At 57.7% G+C, this 19,325-nt stretch carries 17 protein-coding genes and 3 pseudogenes; 5 read left to right on the top strand and 15 right to left on the bottom strand.

What is annotated here, in order from left to right; translation table 11 throughout:
• Positions 1-36: 36 nt before the first annotated feature.
• The 3 genes from ACA043_RS19265 to ACA043_RS19255 all read right to left on the bottom strand — a co-directional run bounded on the left by ACA043_RS19265 (position 37) and on the right by ACA043_RS19255 (position 3,329).
• On the bottom strand, positions 37-1,743 hold the full coding sequence (locus ACA043_RS19265) for a phage tail sheath family protein (protein ID WP_497657720.1): 1,707 nt from the start codon (positions 1,741-1,743) through the stop codon (positions 37-39).
• 62 nt (positions 1,744-1,805) lie between these two features.
• Positions 1,806-2,846: a phage tail sheath family protein gene (locus tag ACA043_RS19260; protein WP_497657719.1), complete on the bottom strand. Its 1,041-nt coding sequence runs from the start codon at positions 2,844-2,846 to the stop codon at positions 1,806-1,808.
• Positions 2,847-2,879: 33 nt separating this feature from the next.
• A complete protein-coding gene (locus ACA043_RS19255) occupies positions 2,880-3,329 on the bottom strand; it encodes a phage tail protein (protein ID WP_497657718.1) in 450 nt (149 codons plus the stop codon).
• A gap of 277 nt (positions 3,330-3,606) precedes the next feature.
• On the opposite strand from ACA043_RS19255, the gene ACA043_RS19250 reads away from it, so the two are divergent.
• From ACA043_RS19250 to ACA043_RS19235, 4 genes and pseudogenes are all read left to right on the top strand, one after another.
• On the top strand, positions 3,607-5,673 hold the full coding sequence (locus ACA043_RS19250; protein ID WP_497657717.1) for an ATP-binding protein: 2,067 nt from the start codon (positions 3,607-3,609) through the stop codon (positions 5,671-5,673).
• Positions 5,674-5,682: 9 nt separating this feature from the next.
• Positions 5,683-6,306 (top strand): Pvc16 family protein, encoded by a 624-nt coding sequence (locus ACA043_RS19245; protein WP_497657716.1) that lies wholly within the window; start codon positions 5,683-5,685, stop codon positions 6,304-6,306.
• 95 nt (positions 6,307-6,401) lie between these two features.
• Positions 6,402-7,583 (top strand): hypothetical protein, encoded by a 1,182-nt coding sequence (locus ACA043_RS19240; RefSeq protein WP_497657715.1) that lies wholly within the window; start codon positions 6,402-6,404, stop codon positions 7,581-7,583.
• Between the two features lie 163 nt (positions 7,584-7,746).
• A pseudogene (locus tag ACA043_RS19235) lies at positions 7,747-8,654 on the top strand (IS5 family transposase).
• Here ACA043_RS19235 and ACA043_RS19230 read toward each other — a convergent pair.
• Positions 8,596-9,543, bottom strand: a pseudogene (locus ACA043_RS19230) (transposase); the annotation flags it as partial. The pseudogenes ACA043_RS19235 and ACA043_RS19230 sit on opposite strands and share 59 nt — an antisense overlap.
• A gap of 64 nt (positions 9,544-9,607) precedes the next feature.
• Between ACA043_RS19230 and ACA043_RS19225 the strand changes: the two are divergent.
• Positions 9,608-9,895: pseudogene (locus ACA043_RS19225) on the top strand (integrase core domain-containing protein); the annotation flags it as partial.
• Positions 9,896-10,055: 160 nt separating this feature from the next.
• Here the strand turns inward: ACA043_RS19225 and ACA043_RS19220 are convergent.
• From ACA043_RS19220 to ACA043_RS19170, 11 genes are all read right to left on the bottom strand, one after another.
• A complete protein-coding gene (locus ACA043_RS19220; protein ID WP_497657714.1) occupies positions 10,056-10,766 on the bottom strand; it encodes a lytic transglycosylase domain-containing protein in 711 nt (236 codons plus the stop codon).
• 17 nt (positions 10,767-10,783) lie between these two features.
• Positions 10,784-11,836: an EscU/YscU/HrcU family type III secretion system export apparatus switch protein gene (locus ACA043_RS19215; RefSeq protein WP_497657713.1), complete on the bottom strand. Its 1,053-nt coding sequence runs from the start codon at positions 11,834-11,836 to the stop codon at positions 10,784-10,786.
• The gene (gene sctT / locus ACA043_RS19210; protein ID WP_497657712.1) at positions 11,833-12,621 is read right to left on the bottom strand and encodes a type III secretion system export apparatus subunit SctT; all 789 of its coding nucleotides are present in this window, start codon (positions 12,619-12,621) and stop codon (positions 11,833-11,835) included. The genes ACA043_RS19215 and sctT overlap by 4 nt, the downstream gene beginning before the upstream one ends.
• 2 nt (positions 12,622-12,623) lie before the next feature.
• The gene (gene sctS / locus ACA043_RS19205; protein ID WP_053280204.1) at positions 12,624-12,893 is read right to left on the bottom strand and encodes a type III secretion system export apparatus subunit SctS; all 270 of its coding nucleotides are present in this window, start codon (positions 12,891-12,893) and stop codon (positions 12,624-12,626) included.
• A 10-nt stretch (positions 12,894-12,903) separates the two neighbouring features.
• Positions 12,904-13,554: a type III secretion system export apparatus subunit SctR gene (gene sctR, locus ACA043_RS19200; protein WP_497657711.1), complete on the bottom strand. Its 651-nt coding sequence runs from the start codon at positions 13,552-13,554 to the stop codon at positions 12,904-12,906.
• An 85-nt stretch (positions 13,555-13,639) separates the two neighbouring features.
• Entirely contained in the window at positions 13,640-14,599 is a 960-nt protein-coding gene (gene sctQ / locus ACA043_RS19195) for a type III secretion system cytoplasmic ring protein SctQ (RefSeq protein ID WP_497657710.1), read from the bottom strand.
• Complete coding sequence (locus ACA043_RS19190; protein ID WP_497657709.1) at positions 14,596-15,060, bottom strand: hypothetical protein; 465 nt, start codon at positions 15,058-15,060, stop codon at positions 14,596-14,598. Before ACA043_RS19190 ends, sctQ begins: the two co-directional genes overlap by 4 nt.
• Positions 15,061-15,063: 3 nt before the next feature.
• Entirely contained in the window at positions 15,064-15,447 is a 384-nt protein-coding gene (locus tag ACA043_RS19185; protein ID WP_497657708.1) for a hypothetical protein, read from the bottom strand.
• Entirely contained in the window at positions 15,426-16,766 is a 1,341-nt protein-coding gene (locus ACA043_RS19180) for an EscN/YscN/HrcN family type III secretion system ATPase (protein ID WP_497657707.1), read from the bottom strand. Before ACA043_RS19180 ends, ACA043_RS19185 begins: the two co-directional genes overlap by 22 nt.
• Position 16,767: 1 nt before the next feature.
• Positions 16,768-18,822 carry an EscV/YscV/HrcV family type III secretion system export apparatus protein gene (locus ACA043_RS19175; RefSeq protein WP_497657706.1) on the bottom strand — a complete coding sequence of 685 codons (2,055 nt, stop codon included), beginning with the start codon at positions 18,820-18,822 and terminating at the stop codon, positions 16,768-16,770.
• Positions 18,819-19,187 carry a hypothetical protein gene (locus tag ACA043_RS19170; protein WP_497657705.1) on the bottom strand — a complete coding sequence of 123 codons (369 nt, stop codon included), beginning with the start codon at positions 19,185-19,187 and terminating at the stop codon, positions 18,819-18,821. Before ACA043_RS19170 ends, ACA043_RS19175 begins: the two co-directional genes overlap by 4 nt.
• Between the last annotated feature and the right edge of the window lie 138 nt (positions 19,188-19,325).

The following is a 19,325-nucleotide window of genomic DNA, read 5'->3' as shown; positions in this document are numbered from 1 at the left end:
CACGCGCTCCCTCTGTGATGCATGAGGTCGTCCGACTTATTTCACGTTTTGACTAAATTGAAGCACAATGAACTCTGCTGGCTTTACCGCCGCCATGCCTACCTTGACGATCAACTTGCCCTCGGCAATATCATCTGGTGTCATGGTTAGGTTCTCGCCTACCTGCACGAAGTAGGCTTCCTGCTCGCTATTGCCCAGCAGCGCTCCCTGTCGCCACAGTTGCCGCAGGTGGTTGTCGATTGCGCCGCGCACACGTTCCCAGGTGGCCTGGTTGTTGGGTTCGAACACCACGGCGCGTAGCATCTGCTGGATATCTCGCTCGACGCTGTTGAACAGGCGACGCACCGGGATGTAACGCCAGTCGAGGGTCGACTCCTGCGTGCGAGCCCCCCAAACCATCATTCCGCGGTCGCTGAAGGCGCGTATCACGTTGATGCCTTTATCGTTCATTGGGCCCTGTTCGCCGTCGCTGACGATTTCAGTCAACCCGGACACCCCGCGCAACGCTATATTAGCCGGTGCCTTCCATACGCCGCGCTCACGGTCCGTGGTGCAATACACACCGGCGATGGCGGCGGAGGGGGGGAGGGTGACAAATTCATCCCCCAGCTCCGACTGGATTTGTTCAACCACATACCCGTGTGCGCCTGGATTTATCAATTTCAGCGCGGCCAAGGTGATGACGTTTTTACCATCGACGTCGGTATAGCCATCTAGTGCGATGGCCTCGTCGGCCGGGCGGGAGAACAAGCGGGTTTGAAGTGATGGGTAATAGGTGGCCGTCTGCTCAGCAGTGGTGGATGGCTTGTCCTCACAATCGACGCTGTCCGCGATCAGGAAGCAACTCGGTTGCGTGCTCAAAAGACTGTCCAGCGCGGCGTAAACACGTCTTTTTAAATCGATACCGATTTCCGTTGTATCGGTCTCCGCGCACAGCAGCAAGGTGGCGTCGGGCGCCTGCTCCTGAATGATACTGGGGAGATCGGCCAACTCGCCCTCGTTTGCCGTCGTCAGCGGCAATACGTAGCACGGACCGCCGCCATTCTGAAAATAGTGCTGCACCGCGAAGTAGCTGTAGTCGAGCCTGGTGTTGAGTTCCACATTATCGACGACGGGTACGATCGAAGCACTACATTGTTCAGCGTAGATATCGGGTTCTGCGTCCGCAACCGAAGCGTTAAGAGAAAAACTTTCTTGGTCGGGATCCTTATCAAACAGCGTATCCAGATACAACTCTGCCGATATGCTGTTGGTCGGCAGAGGGACGGATCGGGTGATGTCCGTCGGGGTGTCCGTCTTGAAATCCAACCAGAATGTTTCACCGCTTGGTTGGCAAACCAGTTTGGCTGGTTGCCGCCCATAACCACTGTTGGCCTTTTCTAATTTCAGCCACAATTGGTCGCTTTCGGAAGAATTTGGAAAAGCGAGATCGAATCGTACCGTTTCCCCTTTGAATACACTGACGTCGCTGACGCTGGTCTTCTCTGAGGGAGCCTCGGTTTCCTGAGCCAACGTCGCCTTGTGCTGGGGAGGGGCCGTGGTAAAGGTCACTCTGGCCTCCGAACCAACAAAGCGCTGGCTAAAATCCAGCCAGCTGTCGACACGGATACATTTCTCGTCGGCCGACGCTAAAGCCTCTGCAGAGGTGAAATAACCAACGAACACCGGCACCGCCGTTGGCGACGCCATGACAGACAGCGATGAGGCGCCGCTCTCCCTAATAATGATACCTGGTGCATTCATAATTAGTCTCTTTGACTGAAGGAATAGGGGGGCACTCGTACCCCCATGTCTGACGGGCGGGATCAACCCTGACCCACATCCTGAGTGAATTGCAGCATGATGAATTCTGCCGGGCGTACCGCCGCCATGCCGACATTGACGATCATCTTGCCGTCCTTGATATCAACCTCAGTCATGCTGACCCCCTTGCCAATCTGCACGAAGTAGGCTTCTTTTTCGCTGTTACCCAGCAGGCCACCCTCTTGCCACAGCTTGCGCAGGTAGTTATCGATGGCGCCGCGCACACGCTCCCAGGTGAACGAATTGTTTGGCTCGAACACCATGATCTGCATGGTTTTCTTGATGTCTTTCTCGACGCTGTTGAACAGACGGCGTACCGGCACGTAGCGCCAGTCGATGTTCGGCTCCAGCGTGCGTGAACCCCAGATCAGCGTGCCGCTGTCCTTAAATTCACGGATCATATTCAGCGCCTTGCCGCTGTTGAAGTTGCCCTGAGTAGTGTCGCTCACCTTGTACTTGGGCTTGACACCGCCTTTGAGTTCGATATTGGCTGGGGCCTTCCACACGCCACGTTCACGGTCCACGGTGCAGTAGGCACCGGCAACGGCAGCGCTGGGGGGGATATCGGTTTCAGCCCAGTCAGCCTCCAGCCATGGGTAGTACACGGCGGCGAACTTACCGACGGTAGACTCAGGCTTTTCGGGAACGGCAACGTTTTTGCCGTCCAAAATGGCGAACAGGCACGCCCCCCCCACGCACAGTTTGCCGGCTTCGGCCTCGATGTTCTGACCGGCTGCGACCAGCAGGGTGACATCGTCCAGCTTGGGGACTTCAGCCTCCAGTTGGGAGACCGGGATCAAGTAGCAATATCCCCCGCCATTGTCGAAATAGGTTTTGACCGAAACGTGCAGCTTGTTACTCGAGTTAAAGGTGCCGACCTGGGTCATGAACTCCAGCCAGGAAGTGATTTTCACGGTGGTGGGGAAGGCTTCAGCATCATCTGTGGCAATCGCCGGTACGGCAGTGGCGCCGCTGACGATGGACAGCGACTGGCTGGTCAGTTCCTCAATATAGACGCCGGGGTAAGTTGGAACGGTTAGCATAATGGCTTCTTCCAAAATGGGTAGTGAATAGGATTAGTGGAACTGGATGGTGACGCTGTCGGCCATCAGACTCAGCTCTTCGATCGCCACGTCATTGCTGCTGGCGTCGAGACTGGGTGAGGTCAGTTTGGTGGGGAAGGCATTGGACACGTTCCAGGTAACCAGCAGTTCACTACCGGAATCGTTGGTGAGGCTGATGGAAATGTCTCGCTTTTCCACCTGGTTAAGCGAGATAGAGTTGATCCACTCGTACAGTTTATTCTTGCCCCTGACCATGCCGCGCTTGAGCGAAATATTGATCGGAGCTGCTTGGCCAGGCATGTGGAACTTGCCGCCCATGCCGTCTTTGTAGGTAATGGTTTCGTGGGAGATTTCCATGCCGGATACCGCTGAGAAAGCCATTTCCTCATCGCCCACTGCTACGCGGTAGCGGTAGGTAGGGATCGGGTATGCAGTTGCGATTTGAGCCGTAGTGGTAGCCATTTTCATTCCTATCTTGATTTGAGATTTGAGGGGTAACCGTTCGCCACCTCTGCCCGCAAATACAGCGGCGACATAGAGTGTGGCCCTACTCCAGGCCAGCACGGCGAAGCAATAGGGCACGACCATATTGGCCAGCCGTGGTGGTCTTGTCTGCGCATGATCTGAAATCAGACCCTCCCGTTTTCTTCTCGCGTTTAACCTCGATACTGACGGCATTCCCCCACCTGTATCGCAGACATACAGGACTACCTTCACATCACGCAGAGCGTCACTGTTAATGAACTTATTCCCTTGCGCGTCTACGGCGGCAAACAGCCATTTCGATCACAACTATCTGTACTTACAGTTGCAACTGCAGCGTATCGAGCAGCAGTTGCAAACCCGTTTGAATCCGTGGCAACAGGAAACTGGTGCGATGGGCGCAAACTTGCCGTTCGATGATGAGGATGCGCGTCCGACATGGCTGCAGGCACGTCTGGACTGGCTGCCACCCAGTCTTCTTAATGACGGTGCGCAGGGCTGTCGGCTTTACGTGCTGGTACAACGTTTTGGCTTGAACTCGCTGGAGCGAGATGTGCTCTTGTTGGCACTGCTTCCCTATATGGAGAACAACTATCTGGAATGGTTTGCCCACGTGCAGGGAAATCGCCATCTAGGGCATCCCACGGTGCAGTTTGCGTTGGATATGCTCTGCCCGCCCCTCCTGGAGCAGGCTCGCCAGAGCAGTTGTCTTTTGCCGGATGCCCCCCTGATTTCTCACGGTTTGATACAGCTGGCTAATGTCCGCGATGGCTCAGCGGTAACACACGGTAGTGCCATGCTAAAACTGGAGCCGAGTCTGCATCACTACTTGATCGGGCATGACTATTTTTCCGCGCTCCTGAGCAATAGTTGCCGCTGGCTAGCGCCCCCCACACATCTGGCGGCCACGCTGGAAAGTTGCCGTACGCAACTACAAGCATCGTTGTGCCAGGCTTCGCGTCTCGCTCTGAAAGGCTTACCCGGCAGCGGTCGCAGTGAACTGGTCGCTGCGGCGGCTGCATCGTTGAAGATGCCAGCCCTAGAGTGGGACCTGACCAGGCTGCCGGAGAACGATGGTGACGCCAGTCCACTGCTGACTGCCGTCTTGCGCGAAGTACAGCTGCATGCGGGGTGTCTGGTGATAAAAGGCTTACCCGAGTTGGCGCAGAAGAGGCCTGTCCTGCACGCCAAATTGGGACGATTGGCGGATGGGTGTGCGCAACCCATCGTGGTGTTGCACGACATGGTGTCACCTGTCTGTTGGCTGGGTGAAGCACCGCAAAAGGTGCTGACACTGCCAGCGCGGGATCTGCATCAGGATCGGGCGTTGCTCGCGATGCACCTGGCGGGTACTCCGCTGGCCGAGGAGGTTGACTTAGTGGCACTGGCGCAACGTTTCCCTGTCATCGCCCCACGCCTGCCCGCCATCCTGCAGGAGGCCGAGCTCTACCGGCAGCAGCGTGACCCCGCCAGTCCTCTCGGCCAGACGGACCTGCACCAGGCCTTTCGCTGGCGTAGTCAGCAGAATTTTGGCGAGTTGGCGCAGCGCATCGAGCCCAAGCGCAGTTTCGACGACCTGATTGTGCCGATGGCACTGCAGCAACAGCTAAGTGAGTTGGATGCTGCCATCCGACACCGTGAACACGCGCTTGCATTGGGGTTCGGCGATAAGCTGCACTACGGTTTAGGCATCAGCGCACTCTTTCATGGCGTCTCTGGTGCCGGCAAGACCATGGCGGCCGAAGTGATGGCTGCCACGCTAGGCGTAGATCTGATCAAGGTGGACTTGTCCACTGTGGTCAACAAATACATAGGTGAAACGGAAAAGAACCTGTCGCGCATCTTTGACTTGGCGGCGCTGGACAGCGGCGTGCTGTTCTTTGACGAGGCCGACGCGCTGTTTGGTAAACGCAGCGAAAGCAAAGACGCCAAGGATCGGCACGCCAATATCGAAGTGGCCTACCTGCTGCAACGAATGGAAGCGCACACGGGGCTGATAATCCTGTCCACCAACCATCGCTCGCACCTGGACAACGCCTTCAGTCGTCGCTTTAGCTTCATTATCAAGTTCGACTACCCCGACCACCCTACCCAAGTCCTCCTATGGCAAGCCGCTTGGCCGGCGCAGGTACGGCTAGCCGATGACGTTGATTTCAATCGGCTGGCGGCCATGGCCGATCTTACCGGTGCCAGCATCCGCAATATCGCGCTGGCCGCCACATGGCTGGCCGTTGACGCAGGCGCACCTTGCATCGGCATGCCGCACATTCAACACGCACTCAAACGCGAGTTGGCCAAGACCGGCCAACTGGTTCGTCAATAAGGAAATGCCATGATTAACAGTGATATCACGCTGCTGACCTTGAACGAAAAGCTGCAAATTGCCGTAGCAGCCTATCTACCGGAGGGGGTCAAGATCTGTTTCGACTTACCTGACCCAGACGCACCTCCCGGGCAACCAACGGTCAGCCTGTTTCTATACGGAATTCAGGACGACTTGGCGTTGCGCACTGGCATCGTGCGTCAGTTCAATTCAAGCTCCGGAGCCATGCAGCCAGGCAGCGTTAACATCAAGTGCGATTACCTAATCACCTATTGGGAGCCCAAGCCCGCAGTAGCGGGAGAGGGGCCCACATCTAGTTTTAATAGCCCGGCCATGAACACGATGAACCAGGTGCTGAACGCGTTGATCAACAACCGTGAGTTACAAGGCATGCCGGGGTCGTACACCCGGGTGATCACCCCGCAAGAGCTGGGCAACCTGAGCCACTTCTGGCAGGCGCTGGGAAACAGGCCGCGCTTGTGCCTGAACTATTCAGCGACGGTGCCGATGCAATTGACCGATCCGAATGAACGCTACGTCCCGGTAGCGGAAGACAAACAGCAGGTGAGCTTGGAGCAGACCGAACCTGAGGAGAACCTCGCGGCAAATAAGGGGACTGTGCGCGGCGGATAGCAATTCGGGATGCCGCAATACAGCAAGTAAGGCCCTCCAAGTATCCGTACACCTCGAACAGAGTTGCTGTCTGAGTCTTATATGGGAAGCGCAAAATGGTAAATGAAATTGTTATTGAAGAAAAAGCTCGCATTAATAGCACTGAAGGGGACGCGGCTGAGATGCCTCATTATAGTCACGATGATGTGGACTATTCTCATTCCAGCGATGGTAGGAGGACTTCACCGCGGCAGAAGGCTGAGAGCGGTCGTGACACATTTTTCTCGGTTGAAGCCAAAGAGCATTTACGCGAAGCACAAGCGTTTAGACGCACTGGGTACAATAGTCAGTCACTTAGGGTTAATCCGGATCCGGCAGCTGATATTGACGGGGTGAACCGGAGCCAGGTGCTCAGAAATAATACGGCGACAGTTAAAGAAGCGATGGGTATATCTCCAAGTGATGAGATTTATCATAATTATGCAGCGATAAAGGAAGCGTATTTAATACTGTACAAAACTAGGCAAGAAGCAGAACAGTTTTTAAGGTCCAAAAGAGGGGCGGTTTCTTATAGTGTTGGCGTTGCCGTAGTTAGGGAGGTTGTAGCTAGTCTTGCCGGAGTCTGTGGAGCTTTTGTTGGTTCAGTAGTTCCGGTTGTAGGAACTTTCGCGGGAGGTTTAGTCGCAAAAGAATCAGCGAAAAAACTCCTCATCCCTTACAGTCCAGTACCAAACACTGCTATGGCAAAAAAAATAGATGCAGCATCACATTCAACTGGTAAAAAAATAATTACCGTTATCAGTGATACCTTAGATAGAAAGAAACTGACCGAAAAAAGTATTGATAAATATCTGAATTCCGGGCTGGAGTCTATTACATCTACTTCTTTGCCTGTTTCAATTCCCTTTGTAGGAATGTTTAACGGCGTCAAAGAGTTGATTCGAACAAACCAAACAACAAAAGAAGACTTTATTCGTGAGTTGATTTTAGGGATTGATGAGGCTGATGCTCTTATTGAAAAGCTTGATCGTAGTGTTCGAGCTGCGTTTAAGACGTCTGGTAGAGAATTTAATTATCATGTAAGGGTGCTTCCTGGGCTTCCATCTTTAATGTCAAGAGCAACTCGGGAGTTTGGTGTTCGGGTTAATGGCTCCCCTATAAAAACGTGGGTTAGGTCGTCACGTTATGAGCATTATTACGCAGAAGCTAAAAGCGAGTTGGCAAATTTGAAAGCATTAGTGAATACTCGCTCACAAGATTTCAAGTATGAAACTTTAGGACGAACAACAGCCGTATAGGGATGGTTTGAAGTAGCCATACTTTTTTGGCTGACTTCAGCGTCCGCTCATTTTGAAAGCAGCTAATCAACCAAAACGATCAGGCCATCCTTAGGCTCTGTACGAAATCCGTTGAAATATCGATTCCGGTAAAATCCCCCGCCACTAACGCCAGGAGGCGACGATGGCAAAGTGGTATGAACTCCCTGATGCAGCCTGGGATTTGGTTGCCGATATCTTCACTGAAACCCGCCGCAGCGGGCGCCCGCGAGCCGATGATCGCCTGATGCTCAACGGTCTCCTTTGGGTACTTTGTTCCGGCGCGGCATGGCGAGACATGCCGGAGCGTTTTGGCCCTTGGTCAACGGTGTATCAGCGGTTTCGCGACTGGCGTAATGGGGGGGCTTTTGATCAGATGCTCAAGCGCCTACTCATCCGATTGAACGAGCAAGGCTTGATCGATCTGGAAACTTGGATGATCGACTCCACTGCCGTTCGTGCAACCCGAGCCTCATCCGGCGCCGGGAAAAAAGGAGGCCTGAAGAGCCACAAGATCACGCGCTCGGGCGCAGCCGGGTCGGCCTAACGACCAAGATCCACATGCTGTGCGATGCCAATGGTGTGCCTCTGCGTTTCCTGCTCTCAGGCGGTCAAGCCAGTGATATTGCCTATGCACAACCCTTACTGGATGAGGCTTATATCCCTAGCCTGCGCGGCCGTCCTCGCAAACGCTGCCGATGGTTGCTTGCCGACAAGGGATACGATGCTGATGCTCTACGCCGTTACTGTGACCGCTATCGCATGCAACCGGTGATTCCACTGCACGACATGAAACGCAAACCCAAGCCAGGCCTGCCCAAGTTTTTTGATCGACCCAAATATCGACAGCGCAATATCATCTAGCGCCTGTTCGGCTGGTTGAAGGAAAATCGCCAAATCGTTATGCGCTTCGACAAGCTCGCAACAAGTTTTGCGGCGATGATCTCACTGGCGTGTGCCATGCGGTGTTTGCGACAATACTTTTCGTACAAAGCCTATTGCGGGGAATTAGCCCATAGCCTTTCTCGCGAGGCAGATGGACAAGCATGCTAAATCGAGTTGAGCGCTCGACCAGAGTTCCAATTGCAGAACGGTTGAGGCCGATGATCAGGTCGCTATAGCCCGATCTACTACCTCAGCAGGGCGACTGGAGATCATGACGTCCTCGCTGACGTGTGTCCACGCTTTGACCTCTGGCTCTCGGCACGCGCAATGCTCTCCCTGAGCGAAGACAGCTCACCAGTTCGCGCTTGAGAGCTCCTCGATCCTGAATGCAGAGCGTCTGATATATGGCTTCATGAGAGATGCGCATGGATTCATCATACGGAAAATCGATCTGAAGCCGGTTGGTAATCTGTTCAGGCGACCAGCCATTGACCCACCTACGGTCACTGCGATGCAGTTTATTTCGGCCTTTGAAGGGCGATTGTCGAGGCCCAGAAATCTCACGACCATCGGCGTCTTGAACCTTGCCCTCAAGGCGATCGCGTACGTATTGATGCAGTCGCGGGTTAGTGACCAGTTTCGCTGGTTTCGGCCTCTTGGCCACCAGTTCTGCCTTCCATTGCGCGACTGACGCTCGATACTCGAGCCGACCGCAACGAGTTGCAGCATTACGTGTCAACTCCCGTGTCGATGGGCTTCGTCCAAGGCGACGGGCAATCTCACGAACGTCAATACTTTGCGCTCGAAGCAGCCCAATCTAGTCTCGCTCTGCGAACGATAAGTATCTTCCTGATATGTGGTTCGACATGAATAATGGCATCCCGCGTCGATGACGAAACCAGCGTGTGCCCACCGCTGTTGATACTCCAACGGCTTTTGCTGCCCTTTCGCTTGTGATGCCTGTCGCGATCTGCACCCAAAACAGCCGCTCGATCTCATTTCGAAGTGACGGCGCACCTGGAGAACGCATGGCTCCCCGGCCCGTCAATTTTTGCATCCATTCTACGGGTCGTCCCATAAACACCTCGATCAAGGTGTTGCGACGACCGGTTGAATCCGCCCGATATGGCAGTCGCCAGTGTCGCAAACGGCTCTGGCGTTACCGCATGCGCCAAAGCATGAGCTGTCGCAGAAACTGTTGGGATAACGCGCCGATGGAGCGTGTGTTTCGCAGCTTGAAAACTGAATGGATACCGACTGTGGGCTACATGACAGCTCAAGAAGCGCACCGCGACATCAGTCATTACCTGATGCATCGGTACAACTGGATTCGGCCATGCCAATTTAACGGTGGCCTAGCCCCAGCTCAGGCCGAGAAAAAACTTAACGTCGTGTCCGGGATTAGTTGACCACTACATATGTACTGGGATGAATTGTCATTTACCGACAACTCACGAGTGCGGCTGGAGGCGCGCAAGTTGGGTCGCGAATGACTCGAGGTCAGCATGGGGTATTTCCTCTTGTTTGGATGGTTGCTTTCAGCGATCCGCAGCCATGTCATGGCTGCGTTTATCCATCGCTGTGTTCCGGCGAAGTCAACAGCAGCGTGCCCACTGCTTGAAGAAAAAAAGCGGCACTGTGCAGTGCATTCAATGGCTTTTGAGTTGCACGAGCCACAGATTGGCCTGCCCGATCAGCGCCAGAAAACGTGATGGGGTTTCCACGGTAGCGGGCCATGACGCGAGCGACATACATTTGGGTTTCAGGGTACGGTGGTATTTGCCGGCCGAACTTTTTTACCGCACCTTCACCGGCGTTGTAGGCAGCGATGGACAGTTCCAAGTTGTGATCGAAATGATCCAGCAGCCATTGCAGATAAGCAGCGCCGGCCCGCAGGTTATCGGGCACGTTGCTCAGGTCGTTGTAGCCAAAGCGCGCGCCAGTGAGCGGCATGACTTGCATCATACCCACTGCTCCTTTCTTTGAAACGGCATACTGTTGGTACCGGGATTCGACGTAAATCATGGCGTGCAGCAAGCGTGGGTCGAGGTTGTGGTCCTTGGCCACGCTGTCGACCAATGGGTCATAGCGCGTCACGGTTCGCGATGGCGCCACTAAGGCCGGAGTAAGCGAGGGCGGCAGCAGCAGCGTGGACGGCGGCGCAGAACGCTCTATTTCAAGGTCGCCTCGGGTCCAAGTCAGAGGCGCGTAAATTCCGGCATCCTGTGCCAAGGCCACAGCATTCGGACTCAAGGCCAGAAACAGGCCCATGCTGACCATGAACGTTCGCCGCCGGGTCATGGCGCTTTCTGCTCATAGTCCAGTTTCATGGCGATTCGCAAGATATGCGCCACCGGTTCGAACAGCTCGGCGGGAATGTAGCGGCCCACCTCGCATTGGGCCGCCAGGGCGCGGGCAGTGGCGATGTTCTCGACCACCGGGATCCCGGCCTTTTCAGCCAGGGCGACGATGTTCAGTGCCACATGGTCGTGACCGATCTCGATCACCCGTGGCAAGGGTGTTTCCCCCGGCTTGAAGTACAGGCAGACCGCTATATGCGTGGGGTTGCGCACCACAGCGGTGGATTTGGCGACATTCGCCGCCAGGCTGCCGCTTTGCACTTCGCGGTGCGCTTCCTTGCGTTTTTGTTTCATTTGCGGATCGCCTTCGGCGTTCTTGTACTCCTGCTTGATGTCCTCCAGCGACATCATCAATTGCTGGTTGGTGTTGTAGCGCTGGAAGGCGAAATCGGCGATGCCGACCATCACGTAGAAGCCGATCAGCACCGCCCACATCCAGTACAGCAACTGCGTGCTGACCTCCAGGCCGCAGGCCACGCTGCACAGCGGCAGGAACTGGATGGACGGGGCATACTGGCGGATTAGGTAGAAAAATATCAGTGATAACACCCCGACCTTGGCAATGGATTTGCCGAACTCGAACAGGCTGTGCAGGGAAAACATCTGCTTGGCGTTGGTCAGCGGGTTGAGTTTTTCAAGTGAGGGTTTGATCGTTTCGGGCGCGAGCAAAGGCCCGGTCTGGGCGACGATGGCGACCAGCGTCGAGATGATCAGCATGGCGGCGATACCACCCGCCACCCGCACCACGATTGCACCGAACAGCTCGCCCAACTGTTTGAGCGCCGAGGCCAAGTCCAGGTTGATGGCATTGATCGTGGTGTCGAGCAGGGCGGTGAAACTGTCCAGCAGGTAGCCGCCTTCGAACATGAAATAGCCGAGCATCACCGCCAGTTGCACGCCACTGGTGACCTCAGTACTTTTCGCGACATGGCCCTTGGCGCGGGCTTCGCGGATTTTTTTCGCTGTAGGCTGCTCGGTTTTTTCGCTCATCGCAGGTGGTCCATTAACGTCAGTACGTGCTGCACCCAGCGGGTGCTCTGTTCAAGCGGTGCCTTGAAGGCGAAGCCCAGGTTCATGACAAGCATCAGCAGGGCGAAGGCGCTCTTGATCGGCATCGACAGAAAAAACACGTTGAGTTGCTGGGCCGAACGGTTGACCAGCCCGAGGGCCATGTCGACCAGGAGAATCGCGACAATCGCCGGCATCGAGAAACGCAGGCATAACTCATAAGCCAGTTGCCATTGCCGGGATAGGAACGCCAGGAAACCGGGGCCGAAATGAAACACCTCACCGGGGGGCAGAACGCTGTAGGAGTGATAAATCCCGGCGATCAACTGGTTGAAACCACCGGTCACTAGAAACAGCACGCCGAATATCTGGGTAAACAGAATGCCAAACAGCGACGACTGTTGGCCCAGCAGCGGGTTGAGCACGCTGGCCATGGACGCCCCGCGCAGGGTGTCGATCAGGAACCCGGCCATGTCCATGGCCCAGAACGGAATCGCCGCGCAAAACCCCATCATGAGGCCGATGCTCAACTCGCCCCCGATCAGCATCAGGTAGCGCCCGGCCGTGGCGTCCTGGCGTGCGGCTTCCAGGGTGGGCCAGGTGTCATGCAGCGGAATCAGCGGTAGGGCAATCATCAGCACTAGGGCGTTACGCACCAGCGTGCCACCGAGCACCGCATGATTGAACAGCGGCACCATCAGCATCACACCCAGGGGCCGCAGCATGCAGAGGCCGACAATGGGTAGCCATTGGCTCAGGGCTTCCACGTTCAGGCCCTCATCTGGTTGATCAGCTCGAACGAGCGGTTGGCGTAGGCAAGCAGGATGTCGCCCATCCAGTTGAAGGTCATCGCTAGGGTGATGGCGACAGCCACCAGCTTGATCAGGAACTGGATGGTCTGGTCCTGCACCTGGGTCAGGGCCTGCACCAGGCTGACCAGCACCCCGACCACCGATGCGACCACGACTACCGGCAACGACAACAGCAGCACCAGCCACATCATCTGCATGGCCAGTTGGGTGATCAGCGCTTCACTCATGTGCCATCCCTCAGTTGAACGACAGCATCAGTTGGCCCAGCAGCTTTTCCCAGCCGTTCATCAACACGAACACCAGCAGCTTGAGGGGCATCGAGATGGTCATCGGCGAGACCATCATCATGCCCATGGCGAGCAAGACGTTGGAGACGATCAGGTCAATGGCGATAAAGGGCAGGTACAGCAGCAGGCCGATCTTAAACGCTTCGATCAACTGGCTGACGGTGAAGGCGGGCATCAGCACCAGCAACGAGTTGTCGGGGAGCCGGCCGTGGTATTTCTCTGGCCAGATGTCACGGCCAATGCTGGAGAAAAAGTGCGCCTGATCCGGTGCGGTATTGCGTTCGAGAAACACCCGGTACGGGGCGAGTATGCCGCTGTCGATCTGCCGGATGAAATCATCGGAATCGGCCTGGATGGGGTTGGCCGCCAGGTTGTCCTGAATTTCCAGGCCGATGGGCGCCATGATGAACATCGTCAGGATCAACGCCAGGCCGTACAGCGCAATGTTCGGTGGGATCTGCTGGATGCCCAGGGCGTTGCGCAGCAACGAGAACACCACCGCCAGTTTCAGGAACGACGTTCCGAGGATCAGCAACAACGGCAGTATCGAGACGGTGGACAGCAGAAGGATCAGGTGCAGTGGCTGGTCCAGCAAGTTCATCGATTCGCTCCGGAGGCTGTTTTTCCATTATCGGGCGCGGCTTGCACACCGCCCATCCGGCGCATACCTGAGATTTGCTGCACGGTCAGCACAGACGATCGATACGCACGGCCAGCCTGCCATCGATCTCCAGCAGCAGGCCCTGGGCGATGGGTTTGCCGGCGACCTTCAGCGTGACGAAGTCGTCGATGCGCGCCGGTCCATGCAATACATCGCCCACCTGCAAACGGGCCAGTTGATGCAGGGGCACGTCGAGCGAGCCCAGCTGGGCGACCACGCTCAGCAGCAGGTCGCTGCCCAGTGATGAGTCGGGATCCGCGGCCCTCGGGGCGATGTCCAGCCAGTCGTTGAAGTCGTCCATGAGGGTCTCCAGGGTGATGGTAGAAGCGTCGTGGGCCGAAAGGCTGCCTAACAGTCGTGACAGGAATAAACCCACTTGGCCCTCGGTCGCCCGGTAGCTGTGCTGTAACAGCAAACCGTCACCGGGTTGCAAGCGTTCAAGGGTGCTGCGATTGACCTGACTCCAGCCCGCAATCAGGGCTGCAGGGAGCGTTCGATGCTCGCTGGCGTGCTGGCTGTCCATCGGCTGCAACAGTTCGCTGAGGCTGTCGAGCCATTGCACGGGAGCGTCCAGAACCCAGGCTTGCAGCTGTCGGTCCTCTTGCGCAAAGCACAGGCCCCAGTGGGGCGCGGACTCGATCCTGGCCCCTTCGAGGCTGGTCGCCGTGGGCCAGGCCACCGCGCTGTCCTCCAGCCCGGCGCCCGCCGAGGCGAGGGTCCAGCTCGCCAGAACGTCGTGGAGTTCAGGTGGCACGGCTGACCAGTGCGGCACATCGAGCATCGGACTGATCCAGCGGCACCAATCTGTAGCAGCAACCCAGAACCGAACCGGTTGATTGAGCACCTCGGCGTGCACGATCAATCCGTCGCCACCGCCCATGCCGTAAGTGAATGTCATGACACCGTCGAGCAGTTCCAGCTGCCTTCCGGGGCCGATTTTGCGCAGCAATCGACCCTCGGCCTGATTCAGTTTTGGCAGTTTCACCAGGGCTCTCCATTCAGCTTTTGCAGGGTCACTGTCACCGGGCGGTTGAAGATCGCAGCCAGTTCGCTTTCGAGTGCTTCGCGCGTGCCGACGATGTGTTCAAAGCTTTCGCGGTCGGCGATTTTCAGGGTCAGGCACAGCAGTCTGTCCTGTGCGCTGGCCTGTATTTCCAGCCCGGCCAGAGGGCCGTTGGTCAGCCGTAGGTCGAGGGTGCCGGGATGCCGCCGACCCAGGCTGCGCAAGCGGGTGATATCGGGCGCGAACGCTTGAGGCAGGGTCGAACGCCTATTTTGCTGCCACGCCGCGTCGGGAGGGGGCGGTGTGGCCAAGGCGTTCCGGGGCGGCGTCGGGTTCAGCAATGCGTCGAAATCGCGCTGCAGTTGGTGGTTTGAGTGGCTGTCGTTCGCAGTGTGCGATGCATAGCGTCTCGCCGGGTTGGACAATGCTTTGAGGCAAGGCATGGATCACTCCAGAAGCCAGTTGAATTTTTCTTGCTCCACCAGCAGTTTGCGCAGTTGAATCTGGCCCTCGGCCTGCTCACGGTGTACCCGGTCCTGCTCGTTGTGCAGCGCTTCCAGCTGTTCGGCCATGGCATGGTCTTGCTGGTGGTACTCGGCGAGCTCGATCTTCAGGTGGCGCAACGCGCCGTGATCGACGACTTGTGAAACCCCGCCACAGTCGCGCCACTGGCGCCAGAGCTGACGGCGCTGTTCCAGCAAGTGAAGGATGTTGTCCTGCAGTTCGATATCCCGTCGCGCCAGAGCGCTCAGCGCCGCGCGCAGGCTAAGTTCACGCCGCTGCTTGAGTGACAACAGGCGCCGCAGGATCAGGCTGTCAGTGTCTGGCATAGGTGCTGGACCGTTTCCTCGAAGCTGTTCTTTTGCGTGGTGGATTGGCACAGCAAGCCCTGAATCGCCTCACGACGGGCGAGGGCCTCATCGGCTTCGCTGTCCTGGCCGGCCTGGTATTCACCGACCCGGACCAGCAGTTCGATGTCCTTGTAGGCCGCCATCAGGCGCCGTACCTTGCCGGCCATTTGCCGATGCTCGGCGTCGACGATCTGGCTCATCACCCGGCTGACGCTGGCCCCGATATCGATGGCGGGATAGTGGTTGGCTTCGGCGAGCTTGCGCGACAACACGATATGTCCGTCGAGAATTGAGCGCACTTCGTCGGCCACCGGTTCGTTCATGTTGTCGCCCTCGACCAGCACTGTGTAGATCCCGGTGATGCTGCCGATGGCGGCAGGTCCGGCGCGTTCGAGCAGACGAGGCAGGCGTGCGAAGAAACTGGGCGGGTAGCCGCCGGCGCCGCTGTGTTCTCCGGCGGCCAAGCCAATCTCCCGGGCGGCACGGGCAAAGCGGGTCAGCGAATCCATCATCAGCAGCACGGTCTTACCCTGATCACGAAAGTACTCGGCAATGGTGGTTGCGGTGTAGGCGGCTTTCAGGCGTTCGAGCGCGGGACGGTCGGAGGTCGACACCACCACGACGGTTCGTCCACGGGCCGCCGGGGACAGCGTGTGGTCAAGAAACTCACGCACTTCGCGCCCCCGTTCGCCAATCAAGGCAAGCACAATCACGTCAGCCAGGCTGCCGTCGCAGACCATCCCCAATAATGTACTTTTCCCGCCGCCAGCCGCCGCAAAAATGCCGATCCGTTGACCGACTCCGCAGGTCAGCAGCGCGTCGATTGCGCGTACCCCCAGCGGCAGCGGCGTGTCGATGATCGTACGCGTGAGGGCGTCGGGGGCCTCGCGTTCGACGCCGCGCCACAGGCAATGGGCCGGTGCAACCTGGCCGTCGAGCGGACGGCCCAGGCCGTCGACGACACTGCCGAGCAGGAATTCCCCCAAGGCGATTTCGTGGGGTTTTCCCATTGCGTGTACGTGGCTGCCGGTGGTCACGCCCAGCGGTTCGCTGAAGGGTGACAGCACGGCGTAATCACTTTCCACGGCGACGACCTCGGCCTCGATATCGGACGGCTCCAGCCGACACCGTTCGCCGAGCCCGACGCCCGGCAGGTAAGCGCGCAACAGGGTCGGGCCGACTTCGGTGATCCGGCCGCTGAAACGCTCGCCAACGTCATCCGTCGCGTCCCTGGCCTGCTGGAAGCTGGGCCGCTGATCGAGCAAGTCGCGCAGGAGGGCGAGTTCCGGTACGCGCATCTCAGGCGTGCTCAATCAGGTCGATGTTGCCGATAACGCGCAACTCGACTTCATCGCCCAGTTCCTGGAACGACAAAACGTGCAGGCCCGAGTATTCACGCTCGACGATCTTGCGCACAAACCGCCGCACGTCGATGGCGGTAATCAGCACGGCGCGACGTGGGTCGCCGTCGCCGACGCGCTCGCGGATGCCGTCGATAATGACCTGGTTCTGTATGGCTTCCAGCGTCGAGTAGGACCCGGCAGCCGTCTGCCGAATCGATTCACGGACCAGTCCCTCGATGCGGTCGCCGATCATCCAGCCACTGATCCACGCCTGATTGCCCCGGTAGCGCGTGGCGATGTGGCGCCGCAGGGCAACCCGTACGTATTCGGTGAGCATGATCGGGTCTTTTTCCCGGGGCGACCATTCGGTCAAGGCTTCGAGAATGCTGCGCAGGTCCCGGATGGACACGCCTTCGCCTACCAGCCGTTGCAGCACATCGGCAATGCGCCCGATGGGCATTTGCCGTTGCACTTCCTTGACCAGTTCGGCATGGCTGTTTTCCATGGAGTCCATGAGGTAGCGGGTTTCCTGCACGCCGATAAAATCAGCGGCGTAGCGGTCCACGACCAACGACAAACAGTGGGTGATACGGGCCTGGTCGCGATGCAGCACGACGCCCAGTGCGCTCAGCGTTTCCAAGTGTTCGGGCTCGATCCATTGCAGGGTTAGGCCGCCAAAGGGTAATTTGTCGTTGTGCCGTGTTTGCGCCAGCGGCATCGCGTGCGCATCGGCCAGCAGCAACCCCTCGGGCACCGTCAGCGTCAGCACCGGCTCCTGATACAGCAGCACCCGCAGGCTCCCGGCTTCGAGCGAGGCATCGATCTGCAGGTGGATGTCGGGTAGCGGGATGCCAAGCTGTTCGAATTTTTTCTGCCGAAGCAGGCGCAAACCCTCGTCGAGCGCCTTTGAGCGCCCCAGGTCACTGGCCATGAGCACCATCAACGGAATCGCCCCAGGTGTCATCATCGGATGGTTGTCATCCCCGCTCATGCCTGATGGCGCATCGGCTGAGGCGCCATTGGCATTTGAACCGGCACGGGGTTGGCGCTTCCTTATCCACCAGGCACCGCCATAGATCGCTACGGCCAGGCCAACAAAGTAGATCACCGGGAAGCCGGGAATCAGAGCGAACACCAGCAGCACACCAGCGGCCAGGCTCAACGCCTGGGGTTGTCGGGTGATTTGTTCGCTCAGGTCGCTGGCCAGGTTCTTGCGCTGTTCCCCTGGCACGCGTGTGACGATGATGCCGGCGGTGATGGAAATCAGCAGCGCCGGAATCTGGCTGATCAGGCCATCGCCGATGGACAGGATGGCGTAGGTGGACATGGCCGTGCTCGCGCTCATGCCATGGATGAACACGCCGACTGCGGTGCCACCCAGAATGTTGACCAGGATAATGATGATGCCGGCAATCGCGTCGCCCTTGACGAACTTCATCGCCCCATCCATTGCGCCATACAGCTGACTTTCCTTCTGCACCAGGCCGCGCTGGCGGCGGGCCTCATTGGCGTCGATGATCCCGGCGCGCATGTCGCCATCGATGCTCATCTGCTTACCCGGCATGGCGTCGAGGGAAAACCGTGCACCGACTTCGGCGACCCGCTCCGAGCCCTTGGTGATCACGATGAACTGCACGATGGTGATGATCATGAACACGATCAGGCCGACCCCCAGGTTGCCCCCGACGGCGAAGTTACCAAAGGTGTAGACGATTTCACCCGCGTCCGCTTGCAGCAGGATCAGCCGGGTGGTGCTGATGGTCAGCGCCAGACGAAAGAGGGTGGTGATCAGCAGCACCGCCGGAAAAGTCGAGAATTCCAGTGGTTCGCGGATGTACAGCGCCATCATCAATAGCACGATCGAGATGGTCAGGTTAATGGCGATCAACAGGTCCACGAGGGCGGTGGGCAATGGCACGATCATCATGAAAACAGCGAGTAGCAGAAGCACAGCCAACACGATGTCCTGTCGACCTGCCGCCAGCGAAAGCCAGTGCGTGAGGCGTTTCATTGGCGATCCCCAGCGTGGCGTTCGAGTAGCCGACGCAGGGTGCGCAGGCACTCGAGCCAGTGTGTGACGCCCGTGCCGGGCACCAGCGCGGCGGTGAGCATTTGCTGCTCGCCCACGACATAGGCGCGCAGCGCAACACCTTGCGTGGCCGCCGGGTGGCATTGCCCCAACAGGGCCTTGAAGGTACTCAGACGCCGGCAGGCTTCAACCTGGCGCGCCAGCGACAGCAGCACCCGGCCCTGGGTGTATTCGATGTACAACCTGAGCGGCGGCTGGGAAAATTCCATCCGCGCTTCGACACGGCAAGGGCAAAGGTCCGCCAAACGCAGGAACTCCTCAAGACTGCGTTGCGTTTGTAGATCCATCCGCATCCTTATCTGGTCAACAATGGGCTGTCGTGGCGACATCAGGCTGACGCCATGATCCAGAACCGGCGGCCCTTCGCGCTATACGGCCTTCACCTGATTTATCAAATCTGTCTCCTGGCGTATCGTTTTGTGCGC

It is taken from the genome of Pseudomonas sp. LBUM1648, from assembly GCF_059716145.1.
Note: the sequence above shows the minus strand (reverse complement) of the source record. Positions and strands in the feature narration are given on the sequence as shown.

Coding starts and splice junctions, on each gene's coding strand:
- ACA043_RS19250 (WP_497657717.1), top strand. CDS start 3,607: ATGAACTTATTCCCTTGCGCGTCTACGGCGGCAAACAGCCATTTCGAT.
- ACA043_RS19175 (WP_497657706.1), bottom strand. CDS start 18,822: ATGAAACGCCTCACGCACTGGCTTTCGCTGGCGGCAGGTCGACAGGAC.
- ACA043_RS19240 (WP_497657715.1), top strand. CDS start 6,402: ATGGTAAATGAAATTGTTATTGAAGAAAAAGCTCGCATTAATAGCACT.
- ACA043_RS19265 (WP_497657720.1), bottom strand. CDS start 1,743: ATGAATGCACCAGGTATCATTATTAGGGAGAGCGGCGCCTCATCGCTG.
- sctS (WP_053280204.1), bottom strand. CDS start 12,893: ATGAGTGAAGCGCTGATCACCCAACTGGCCATGCAGATGATGTGGCTG.
- ACA043_RS19245 (WP_497657716.1), top strand. CDS start 5,683: ATGATTAACAGTGATATCACGCTGCTGACCTTGAACGAAAAGCTGCAA.
- ACA043_RS19170 (WP_497657705.1), bottom strand. CDS start 19,187: ATGGATCTACAAACGCAACGCAGTCTTGAGGAGTTCCTGCGTTTGGCG.
- ACA043_RS19190 (WP_497657709.1), bottom strand. CDS start 15,060: ATGCCTTGCCTCAAAGCATTGTCCAACCCGGCGAGACGCTATGCATCG.
- ACA043_RS19180 (WP_497657707.1), bottom strand. CDS start 16,766: ATGCGCGTACCGGAACTCGCCCTCCTGCGCGACTTGCTCGATCAGCGG.
- ACA043_RS19185 (WP_497657708.1), bottom strand. CDS start 15,447: ATGCCAGACACTGACAGCCTGATCCTGCGGCGCCTGTTGTCACTCAAG.
- ACA043_RS19260 (WP_497657719.1), bottom strand. CDS start 2,846: ATGCTAACCGTTCCAACTTACCCCGGCGTCTATATTGAGGAACTGACC.
- sctR (WP_497657711.1), bottom strand. CDS start 13,554: ATGAACTTGCTGGACCAGCCACTGCACCTGATCCTTCTGCTGTCCACC.
- ACA043_RS19220 (WP_497657714.1), bottom strand. CDS start 10,766: ATGGTCAGCATGGGCCTGTTTCTGGCCTTGAGTCCGAATGCTGTGGCC.
- ACA043_RS19255 (WP_497657718.1), bottom strand. CDS start 3,329: ATGGCTACCACTACGGCTCAAATCGCAACTGCATACCCGATCCCTACC.
- ACA043_RS19215 (WP_497657713.1), bottom strand. CDS start 11,836: ATGAGCGAAAAAACCGAGCAGCCTACAGCGAAAAAAATCCGCGAAGCC.